Consider the following 1,535-nt stretch of genomic DNA (forward strand, 5'->3'; position numbering starts at 1 on the left):
CCATGTGCCCGGAAGAAGCGAAATTGCCAGATCAAACCAGTATATTGCTCTATCAGCACTTTCGTATACCAGATCAATGAGTAACTGTCTGAATTCACCGCTCTCTCCAAAGGCGCTGGTCATCATGGTCTCTCTAGAACTGATGAAACTGTAGTATTTTGTTAACTCGCTGTTTATGCTAGTATACAACCTTCCAAGAATTCTAGGTGTTTGTCGTTCGCTGAAAAGTATTACTGACGATTCGTAATAATCGGCCGCGTCCAGAATCATCTGAATCTGAGTAATGAAATACAGCTGCAATCCCGAAACGTATTCGGGATTGTCAAAGACCGAAATGTTTTTCTCGAAGAAATCGCGGAAAGGAAGAGTCCGAATCGTCGTCCTGTGAACGGGGATTATTTTGGGGTTGCCCTTGAACTCCGGGATTATATCGGATGAGTATTCATCCTTGCCTGTGAGAATAGACTTCATGAGTTCCGGGTTGTCTTTGGCAGTTTCAAGTCTCTGTGTTTTTGTACCTAGCCCGGCGATGTACCATAATGGCTTTCCGAAGACCGGATAAACTCTGTTTGAGAACTTGAAATTCTCAATGGCCTTTTCATAATACTCCCCTGATCTCGCCAAGTAGAAGTTATATTGGTTAATTCGATTATCTATTTCGTCGAGTAATTTGCGCACCTCACTCTGCCGATCTTTCTCGGCCAACTCAAGAAGGTCTATTTGGCTCGCTCCAGGATACTTCGAACGAATCTCACTTCCTTTGGCGCTCATGTAGCTGGTAACGTCTTTAAGATAAGCATAATTGCCAGCGTAACTATTGATTTCATTCTTTGCTTGCTCGAGAGCCTTAATATTGAGGCTTTGAGCCTGGTTGTAGTAAGCGAGATAATACTGCTGATTAGTCTGGCCGATCCTAAAAAAGCCTTCCCCTATAAAGGCTGAGGTTTTCAGAAATATCAGGACCCCTGCAAGAACCATAATGACTACTGCAAACGGGAGTCTACTGATTTTCTTGTTTTTTAGATCTGGATTGAAGTATTTTCCAACAACAACTGATCCCAAAAAGATTGCCAGCATGAGATTTGGTTGCATGTGTAGGGGGAACTCAAAGAAACTGTGAACTGCCAGAGAGAATATTCCTGCCCCCAGCGATCCGTAAAGCAGTAAGTCCCTTCTATTGTCGATCTTAAGTAGATTCTTCAAATATCTAAAAACGAGCAATCCAACAAGAAGAACGATAAATAGAAATCCAATTAGACCCATTTCTCCCAGGCCCTGTACGTAGTCGTTGTGCGTCCTTTTGAAATTATTCCAAACTGGCATAAAGTAAGGACTATGCTGAAGAACATCTGGACTGTACAGCAAATGATAGAGTTGAAAAGTGCCAATGCCCGAGCCAAATGGAATTCTCAACTTGTTCTCACTTTCCAGCCACTGAAAAATCGAATTGTACCAAGCAGAAAACCTTTCATTCCAGGAACCCGAAGAAGTGATAGCATATTCCAGTCTTGCGGTTATGTTGATTCTTCCATCAC

The 1,535-nt window shown here is 42.5% G+C and carries 1 protein-coding gene; it reads right to left on the reverse strand.

Annotated elements, in window-relative coordinates; all coding sequences use genetic code 11:
* Positions 1-1,535 (reverse strand): O-antigen ligase (locus tag BG32_RS14740; RefSeq protein ID WP_147435098.1); only part of this gene is annotated, 1,535 nt, incomplete at both ends.

The sequence above is a fragment of the Mesotoga sp. HF07.pep.5.2.highcov genome (assembly GCF_003666285.1).
GTDB classification, from domain to species: Bacteria; Thermotogota; Thermotogae; order Petrotogales; family Kosmotogaceae; genus Mesotoga; species Mesotoga prima.